The 9,251-nt window shown below is 74.5% G+C and carries 7 protein-coding genes; 1 reads left to right on the top strand and 6 read right to left on the bottom strand.

What is annotated here, in order from left to right:
* A partial coding sequence (locus ACWDX9_RS54685; protein ID WP_449970355.1) for a GntR family transcriptional regulator occupies nucleotides 1–290 on the bottom strand: 290 nt, incomplete at its 3' end.
* 105 nt (nucleotides 291–395) lie between these two features.
* On the bottom strand, nucleotides 396–587 hold the full coding sequence (locus ACWDX9_RS54680; protein ID WP_449970353.1) for a hypothetical protein: 192 nt from the start codon (nucleotides 585–587) through the stop codon (nucleotides 396–398).
* A gap of 153 nt (nucleotides 588–740) precedes the next feature.
* Here ACWDX9_RS54680 and ACWDX9_RS54675 point away from each other — a divergent pair, with 153 nt between their 5' ends.
* Nucleotides 741–3,548 (top strand): ATP-binding protein, encoded by a 2,808-nt coding sequence (locus ACWDX9_RS54675; RefSeq protein WP_449970350.1) that lies wholly within the window; start codon nucleotides 741–743, stop codon nucleotides 3,546–3,548.
* Nucleotides 3,549–3,581: 33 nt separating this feature from the next.
* On the opposite strand, the gene ACWDX9_RS54670 is transcribed toward ACWDX9_RS54675, so the two are convergent.
* The 4 genes from ACWDX9_RS54670 to ACWDX9_RS54655 form a co-directional block, all read right to left on the bottom strand.
* Nucleotides 3,582–3,833, bottom strand: coding sequence for a hypothetical protein (locus ACWDX9_RS54670; RefSeq protein WP_350732108.1), 252 nt, complete (start codon nucleotides 3,831–3,833; stop codon nucleotides 3,582–3,584).
* A gap of 23 nt (nucleotides 3,834–3,856) precedes the next feature.
* Nucleotides 3,857–4,075 carry a hypothetical protein gene (locus tag ACWDX9_RS54665; protein WP_449970347.1) on the bottom strand — a complete coding sequence of 73 codons (219 nt, stop codon included), beginning with the start codon at nucleotides 4,073–4,075 and terminating at the stop codon, nucleotides 3,857–3,859.
* A gap of 30 nt (nucleotides 4,076–4,105) precedes the next feature.
* Nucleotides 4,106–6,268 carry a peptidase domain-containing ABC transporter gene (locus tag ACWDX9_RS54660; protein WP_449970344.1) on the bottom strand — a complete coding sequence of 721 codons (2,163 nt, stop codon included), beginning with the start codon at nucleotides 6,266–6,268 and terminating at the stop codon, nucleotides 4,106–4,108.
* 36 nt (nucleotides 6,269–6,304) lie between these two features.
* Nucleotides 6,305–9,251 (bottom strand): type 2 lanthipeptide synthetase LanM family protein (locus ACWDX9_RS54655; RefSeq protein WP_449970342.1); only part of this gene is annotated, 2,947 nt, incomplete at its 5' end.

Here is a 9,251-nt window from a genome sequence, read left to right as displayed (position 1 = left end):
ACCGCGAGGGGGTCGAGGGAGCGGCGCAGCTCCAGCAGGTCGCGGGCCTCCTCGGCGGCCAGGGGGGCCACGCGGGCGTCGCGGTGGGCGTCCAGCTCGACCAGCCCCTCGCTCTTGAGCCGGCGCAGGGCCTCGCGCAGGGGAGTGGTGCTGATGCCGATGTCGCGGGCCAGCTGCGCCTGGGCGATGACGGAACCGGGGGCCAGCCGGCCGGACAGGATCAGCTCCTTGACGCGCAGGTAGGCGTAGTCCGCCTTCGTCGTGTAGAGCTCGGCCGCTGATTCGCCCATTGCTGTCCTGTCTCGTGGCTGACGGTTATAACCTACACCGTCAGCCACTCTTGTCGGTGAATGCCCCCTTGGATGCTCCGGCGGTGAGCGTTATAGGTTATGCGATCAGTAGGTGCAGCCGAAGAACAGGGTGGGGTTGCAGCCGGGCAGGGTGCAGATGATGAACGTGGTCCCCAGCGTCGGCATCTCCTGGGTGCCGCCGCGCTCGGGGATCATGATCTCGCCCGCGGGATGGGGCACGCCGGCGTCGCGGAGGTGGGGGTCTTTCCAGGATCGGGTGAGGTCGTCGTCGCTCATGAGAGCACGATGCGCCGGGCGGCGACGCTCGCGGCATCCGTCATGTTCCGGAAACGGAAACATCGGGGAAACCACGTAATCCTTGGACGGAATGGCTGAGTGGGATAGAGATGGGGGTGGGATCGACGATCTTCCTGGCGGGGAGGTTATGACGTGCTGGTGACCCGGCGCCCGTTGACGGGTCGTTCCGCCGAGCTCGATCACCTGGCGCGGCTGCTGGACAAGCCGCACGGGACGACGTTCGTGCTGATGACAGGCGACCCGGGGATCGGCAAGAGCCGGTTGCTGACGGCGGTCGCCGAGCTGGCGCGGGAGCGGGGGCTGCCGGCGATGGTGGGGCGGGCCACCGAGTTCGAGCGCAGCGCGCCGTTCGGGATCCTGTTCGACGCCCTGGCCGACGGCGATCGCCACCTCCAGCTGGCCGCCGATCTGGACCAGATCCGCGCGCTGCTGTCCGCCGAGGCCGGCGCGGACGCCGGGGGAGTGGCCCGCGGGCTGGCGGCGCTGAACCGGCACCGGTTGTTCCGGGCGTCGCACCGCCTCGTGGAGCGCATCTCGGAGCGGGACGGCCTGGTCGTGCTGCTGGACGACGTGCAGTGGGCCGACGACGCCTCCATCGAGGCCCTCGACTACTTCATCCGGCATCCGCCGGACCGGCGCGTGATCGTCCTGCTCGCGGCGCGCACCGGCGGGCTGCCGGCCGGGCTGACGCGCTCGCTGGCCGCGGCCTCCGTGGTGGCGCTGCCCCTCGGCCCGCTGTCGGCGGGCGACGCGGACGCGCTGCTGGGTGAGGAGATGTCCGCGCCCCGCCGGCGCCGCCTGTACGAGCGCAGCGGCGGCAACCCGCTGTTCCTGGAGATCCTGGCCGCGCTGCCGGACGGCGACGACCCCGCCGAGGCCGCGAGCCCCGTCGCGGTGAACGCCCTGGACCGGCTGATCGCCGCCGAGCTGTCGGGCCTCGACCAGGTGCAGGGGCTGGTGGCGCGGGCCGCGGCGGTGGTGGGCGACGAGCTGGACGCGACGCTGGTGGCGGCGGTGTCGGAGCTGGACCTGGCCACGGTGGTGCCCGCCCTGGACGACCTCGTACGACGGAACGTCCTGTCCTCCGGCCCGCGGACCCTGGGCTTCCGGCATCCGCTGGTGCGGGCGGCGGCGTACCGGATGGCGGGGCCCGCGTGGCGGATGGCGGCACACCGGCGCGCGGCCGAGTACCTGCGCGCGCACGGCGCGCCGGCCGTGCGGTGCGCGGTGCACATGGAGCACGCGATCGTGATCGGTGACGTGGACGGGGCCGAGCTGCTGGCCGAGGGGGCGAACGCGGTGGCCGCGACCGCCCCGGCGACGGCGGCGCGCTGGTTCCGCGCCGCTCTTCGGGCCCTGCCGGACGACGTGCCCAGTGTGCGGCGTGCCGGCCTGCTGTTGTCACTGGCGGCGGCGCTGGGTGTGTCCGGGCAGCTGGCGGAGAGCCGTACGCTGCTGCGCGAGGTCATGCAGGCGGGCGGCGACCACCGCGACCAGGCGGTGGAGCTGATGTCCATGATGGAGCGCTCGCTGGGCCGCTTCGAGGAGGCCCGGGCGATCCTGACCGCCGAGCTGGGCCACCTGGACCAGGCCCCGGGCGGCGACTCCGGCGGGCGGTGCGCGCTGCTGGTGGAGCTGGCGGCCAACGACCTGCTGGACGGGCGCTGGGACGAGGGCCGGGAGAACGCCTCGCTCGCGCTCGGGCTGGCAGGACCGCGTACCCGGCGAGGGTTGCCGGCCACGGCCGTGACGCTGCTGGCGGTCGCGGCGCTCTACCGGTGCGACTTCTGGGCGGCGTACCGGTATCTCGACCGGGCGGACGCGCTGGTGAACGGACTGACCGACCGCGAGCTGTGCGACGACCTCGGGCTCGTGGCCGCGCTGGCGTGGGGCGAGTTCCTGGCCGACCGCAACGCCGACGCGCTGCGGCACCTGGCCCGCGGGTTGCGGGTGGCCCGTGACCACGGGCGCAACCATGTGGTTCCGCTGCTGTACGCCGCCCGCGCCACCGTCCACGCCCGGCTGGGGGACGTCGACCGGGCGCTGGATGACGCCGAGGAGGCCGAGGAGATCGCGCGGCATCTGGGCAGCGCGGAGATGCTGGCGTTCGTCCACGTCACGAAGTCGCGCCCGCTGCTGTGGCTGAACGGCCCGGACGCGGCGATGCCGCTGATCGAGCCGGCGCGGCGGGGGCAGGAGCTGCGCTCGGCCTGGTGGCGGACCATCTCGGACCAGGCGGTGTCGGAGGTGCTGTTCTCGGTCGGCGAGACGGAGGCGTGCGGGCGGCTGCTGGCGGCGCGGGTGCCCGCCGACCCGGCCGGCCTCGGCCCCGGCGTGGTCGGCAGTTACGCGCTGCGCTCGGAGGTGGAGGTCACCCGGGGCGATCTGACGGCGGGCAGGGAGTGGTACGAGCGCGCCGCCCGCGTCGTGGAGCTCGGCGCCCCGCCCGTGCAGTCGGGTTCCCTGGCGCGGGCCCGTGCCGTCCTCACGCTCGCGCAGGGCCGGCAGGACGAGGCGGAGGAGGCGGCGCGCGAGGCCGTGGACCGGTTCGCGGCTGCCGGGCTGCCCATCGGGGAGGCGCTCGGCCGGATGCTGCTGGCGGGCGTGCTGCGCCGCGACGACGACTCGCGGGCCGCCAAGCAGCAGCTCGGGCAGGCGAAGGAGCTGTTCCTGTCGTGCGGCGCGCCGTGGCTGGCGGCCCAGGTGGGCGTCGAGCAGCGCCGGATGGCCGCCGGCCTGGCCCACCGGCCCGGCGCCGGGAGCTCGTTGTCGGAGCGGGAGCGGGAGATCGCCGAGCTGGTCGCGTACGGCATGACGAACCGGGAGATCGGCGAGCGCCTGTTCCTCAGCCCCAGGACGGTGGAGACGCACCTGGCCAGCGTGTTCAGGAAGCTCGGGGTGAAGACCCGGGCCGCCCTGGCGCACCGGCTCGCCGAGTGACCGGCCGCGGCTGCGCGGCCGGTCACCAGTCTGTCAGACGAGGATATAGGGCGTGCATATCAAGGGGTACAGCGCGCTGAACGCGCAGCGCACCTCGGAGGTGTAGCCGCCGCAGCAGCCGATGGTGGCCAGGTGCTGGGTGCCGTTCGCCGGCTCCTGCTCCACGCCGCCCGCCAGCCGCGCCGTCTCCAGGTCGAGGTCGCCGGCGGGGTGCGGCAGGCCGGCGCCGTACGCGGCCCGGTTGATGGGGTCCTTCCAGGAACGGATCAGGTCGTCGTTCGTCATGGTTCGCTCTCCTCTGTCCGTGGTCAGCAGCAGCCGAGGCTGGAGTAGCGGCAGGTCCCGACCCACATGGTGCGGTCGCAGGTCTGCCAGCAGCTGAAGAAGTCGGTGTAGTCGCCGAAGTCGGGCACCGGCTTCTCGCCGCCGCTCAGGGCGCCCAGGTTGATCTCACCCGCGGGGTGGACTTCGTCGTGCCCGCGGAGCTCGGGGGATTTCCAGGATCTGATCTGGTCGTCGGCCGACATTTCTGTCTCCTTTCATGAAGATGGGTGATTTCAGGCGCTCAGCGGATCGGGCACCGGCGGAGCGCCGAACAGGTCGCGGTAGGGTCCTGGGCTGCTCACCAGCCTTTCGTGGGTTCCGCGGCCGACGATGCGGCCCTGATCGATGACGAGGACTTCGTGCGCGTCGCGGATCGCGCTCAGCCGGTGCGAGACGACGATCCGGGTGACCCGCAACTCCGACAGGGCGGCGTCGACCCGGCGTTCGGTCTGGGGGTCGAGGTGGCTGGTGGCCTCGTCGAGGATGAGCAGGCGCGGCCGGTGCACGATGGCCCTGGCGAGCGCGACCCGCTGCCGCTGCCCGGCCGAGAGCGCGGCGCCGCCCTCGCCGACGTTGGTGTCGTAGCCCATGGGCAGGCGTTCGACGTCGTGGTGCAGCCCCGCGATGAGCGCGGCGGTCACCACGTCGTCGTCCGTGGCGTCCGGGCTGCCGAGCGTGATGTTGTCGCGGATCGAGCCGTTGAACAGCGACAGCTCCTGCAGCACCGCGCCGCATTCGCGCCGCAGCGCCGCCACGTCCAGCTCCTGGACGGGTACGCCGTCGTGCCGGATCTCGCCCGTCTCCGGCCGCAGCAGCCCGAGCACCAGCAGGGCGAGCGTGCTCTTGCCCGACCCGGTACGCCCGACGACGCCGAGCTTCGCCCCCGCGGGCACCTCGAACGACAGCTCCCGCAGCACGGGCGGCGAGTCGGGCGCGTACCGGAAGGCGACGCCCTCGGCCCGGATCGCGACCGGCCGCCCGGCGGGCAGCACGCGGGCGCCGTTCGGCTCGGGGGCGGCGTCGAGCACGTCGTAGATGCGCTCGAACTGGCCGCGCAGCATGGAGTACAGCTGCACCGCCCCCACGAACGCCTGCAACGGCGCCAGCACCGACATCGCCAGGGCGTTCACCGCCAGCATGGTGCCCAGCGACATGCGCCCGCCGAGCACCAGCCACGCGCCGCACCACAGCAGCGCGAGCGGCGCGAACACGGCCACCGCTCCCTGCACCGCCTCGAACCAGGAGCTGGCGCGCCCCCGCCGCAGCATGGCCGTCTGGTACGTCCCGAACAGCTCCCGCCAGCGCGCCTGTGCCCGCGACTCCACGCCGTTGGCCTTGAGCGGCAGCATCGCCTGCAACGTCTCGACGAGATACCCCTGCTCGCCCGCGCGGGCAACCAGCTCGGCCTGGGACAGGGTCCGCAGCCGCCGGTACGAGGCCACCATCAGCCCCGCCTGCCCCACCGCCAGCACGCCGACCATGAGCGCGTACCAGGGGACGAGGAGGACGAGCGCGATCCCGTACGCGGACAGCAGGACCATGTCGAGCGCGAGCGTGACGCTCTGCTGCGTGACCGCCTCCCTGGTGGTGGCGATGCTGCCGACGCGCAGGAGCAGGTCGCCCCGGCTGCGCTGGAGGAAGAACCCGATCGGCAGCCGCAGCAGGTGGCCGACGAAACGGCCGGTCAGCCGCTCGTCGGCGCGGGCCCGGAGGGCGAGCAGGAGGCGGGCGCGCAGGAAGGTGAGCGTGCCGTGCAGCGCCGCCGTGCCGAACACCGCCCACCCGAGCACCGGCAGCAGGTCGCCGCGCCCGGCCGGGACCAGCTCGTCCACCACGGACTTGGTGGCGAGCGGCAGCGCCAGCGCCAGCAGCTGGATGGCCGCCGCCAGCGCCAGCACCCCGGCCAGGCGACGCCGGCCGCCCGGCACCGCCGCGAAGTCGCGCAAATAGCGGACCGGCGTCGACCGCCACGGCGACGCGCGCCTCCTGACGAACCCGGGACCGGGGGCGCACTCGATCACCACGCCGCCGTACCGCCGCGCGAACTCCGCCCGCGGCATGGTCCGGCGGCCGTTGCCCGGATCGACGATCCGCACGCCGCCCCTGCCCAGCCCCTCGACGACGACGAAGTGGTGGGCGGAGAAGTAGGCGATGAACGGCGCCCGCGGCGGCTCGCCGAGCGGTTCCGCCACCCGTTCCGCCGTGGCCGTCAGCCCGCACTCACGGGCCGCCGCGACCAGCCGGGCGACGGACACGCCGTCTCTGCCCGGGCCCAGCAGGTCACGGCACTCGGCGACCGAGGCGTGCCTGCCGTGGTGGCTCAGCAGCATGGCCAGGACGGCGGCCCCGCACTCGCTCGTGGTCAGTTGCAGGCGGACGGGGACGCGGCGCCGCATCACGGCAGCCCCTTTCTTTGGCGGGTACGTGGCGCTTCAGGCGGCCGGCGGGGCCAGGACCAGGACGGACGGCACCTCGGCGGGGGCGGCGAGCCGCAGGAGACCGTGCCCGATCCCCGCCAGACCGGACATCAGACCCGGCGTCGTCACGCCGCCCGGGGTGCCGCAGAGCGGGCCGTCGGCGAGCTGGGCGAGCAGGACGCCGGCCCGCAGGCGCAGGGTGTCCGTCAGGTCGTGCCTGCCCGCGGCTACGGCGTGGATGAGGAGCTCCAGGTTCCCGGCCTCGCCGTGGCACAGGCTGTGGCCGACGATGCCGGGCGGGCTGCTCAGGTACGAGCGCAGCGCCAGGTCCAGGTCGGCGGCGAGGTCACCGGCCGCTTCGGCGCTCAGGCCGGGACGGCGGTGAAGGAGGTCGGCGCGGGCCAGGCCGATGCCGGGCGCGCCGTGGCACCACCCCTGCATGGACGGGGGCAGGCCGGAGGGGTTCGCCGGGGCGTCGGGCAGGTCCCGGAAGTCGGGCCAGTTGCCGATGCGGGCGTCGAAGCGGGAACGCTCATAGGCGAAGGCGGCCAGGCCGGTCTCCGCGTACCGTGCCTCGCCGGTCCGGTCGGCGAAGCGGAGCAGCGCCCAGCCGATCCCCGCCGTCCCGTGGGAGAACCCGGTCAAGGGCGCCGAGGCGGGGATGTGACCGTGCCACGCCACCCCGCTGTCCTGCGGTCGCGCCGTCTCGACGAGCCGGTCGGCGCAGGCGCGGGCCACGTCCAGCGCCTTCGGCAGCCCGGTCGCCTCGTGGACGGCGAGCATCGCGGCCAGGCAGCCGGCCGCGCCGCTCACGACGTCGAGTCCCTCGTCCGTGGCGGCGGCGCCGGTCGTCGCGGCGATCAGGGGTTCGACGTGGTCGAGCAGGCCGGGCGCGCCGAGGTCGCGGGCCAGGTGCGTCAGCGCGTACGCCAGCCCGACGGCGCTGTTGAACGGCCCGCACGGGAACGCCGCGGCATTCCCGGCGATGCCGTCCACGAAGCCGGGGACCCAGGCCAGGGCCCGCATGGCGAGGTCGGCGTGGCGGGTCTCGCCGGTGATCCTGGCGAGCTGGCCGAGGAAGAGGGCGACGCCGGGGGTGCCGCCGTACAGGTCGCTCTTGAGCGTGCCGACCGTCCAGCGGGTCTCGCCCACGAGCTCCATGCCGAGCCAGTTGGCGGCGGAGGCGTCGCGCTGGGCGCGTTCGGCGAGTTCGTCCCCGAGCGCCGTGGCCATGGCCACGAGCCGGTCCGCGAGCCCGTCCACCGGCGGGGTGGGGGCGGCGGGAGCCGCAGGGGCGGTGGGGGTCCAGACGCGGTCGCGGTCGCGGCGGCTGGCCAGGGAGGCGCGGATGATCCACTGCTGCTCGGCCAGATCCCGGGGGCCCATGGCGCGGATCTTGGCGGCGGCGTCCGAGGAGGGCACGCCCGTGAGCGCGCCGGCCAGCGGCTCGTCCCGGCTGGTCCACAGGTCGGAAGTGCCGGGGCGGCCGGCGAAGAGGGGGATGTCGCCGTTCCAGACGTCGGCGATCTCGGCGGGGACCAGCCGGCGGCGGACCGGGTCGTCGGCGCAGGCGGCCCACAGCGCGTCGAGCACGTGGTCGCGGTCCAGGGCGTCACGCATGACATCCGGGTGGGTCGACTCCAGCAGCAGGGTGCCGTACAGCTGCGTGGGCCGCATCACCACGCGGATCTCGTCCCCCTGGAAGGCCGCCAGGATGCCGCCGGGTGCGAGCAGCTCGTCGCGGTGGGCGGCGATGACCTCGTACGCGCCGGTGAAACCCGACAGGAAGTCCTCGACGTGGTCGGCCGGATCGGCGACGGCGTCACCGACGCCCGGGCGGTTGCTGCTGCCGGGGAAGGCCGCCCGCTCCCGGATCAGCCGCATCTCGTCGGTCCCCGCGGCGGACCAGCCCGCCGACTCGAACGGCAGCGTGCTGCCCGCGTCACCGCCCATGCCTCCCATGTCGAGGGCGCCGCCGTCCTTGCTCCACACGACGGCCGGCAGCAGCCCCACCCGGGCGACCGAGGTGTCCAGCGCCCGTTCGGCCGGGTCGTCGTCGGTACGCCCGCGGGCGCCGCCCCTGGGGATCGCCGGGTGGAACAGCGCCTCCAGGTCGACCAGGACCGGCTGGTCCCCGGCGGCGATGAGGTTCTCGAAGTGGAAGTCCACGCCGTCGAGCGCGTACAGCAGGGCCAGCAGGGCGCCCTGCCGCCGGTAGAAGGCACGTACGCCGGCCTCGTCCGCGCAGGGCCCGTGCTCGGCGTACTCCACCCAGCCGTGGCCCGGCCGTTCCAGGACGGTCAGCACGCGCAGGCCGAGGCCGGGCATCCGGACGTCGAGCCAGCCGAGCGCCCGGTTGAAGTGCGTGTGCACGGCCAGCGACCGCGGTTTGTACACCACCCGCGCCCCGCTCTTGAACCGCAGCAGCCCGACCGACCGCCCGCCCCGGTGCCCGTCGCCCACGCCCATGACCACCTCGGTCAGCGGCCCCGGCTCGGTCCCGCCGAACAGCTCCGCCACGATCGCGGACCGGTCGGCCGCCAGCCGCCGCAGCAGCTCCAGGTAGGTCTCCACGGCGTGGTCGGCGCATTGGGCCATCAGCCGGGCCAGCACGACGTACTCGGACAGCAGCCCCGCCAGCCCCTCCCGGCCGGCCAGTCGCGCCGTGAAGGACCGGAAACGCTCCTCGGCGCTGTCCCCGTGCAGCTCGCCGCGTACCCGGGCCACGTTCAGCTCCAGGACGAGCACGCGCGAGGCGAGCGAGACGAGCTGCCTGCCGAGCTGGTCCGCGAACCCGCGCCGCAGAGCCGCCGGCTTCCCGAGCCCGTCCGGCGCACCGGACGCGATCCGGTCGACGGCGTCCCGGACGAACGGGGCGACGATCCGCGCGAACCCCGCGTCCCACGTGAACGCCGCCTCGTCGAGCTCCGGCGGCGCGACCTGGACGCCGCCGCCCAGGGAG

Source organism: Nonomuraea sp. NPDC003201 (assembly GCF_053590415.1).
Note: the sequence above shows the minus strand (reverse complement) of the source record. Positions and strands in the feature narration are given on the sequence as shown.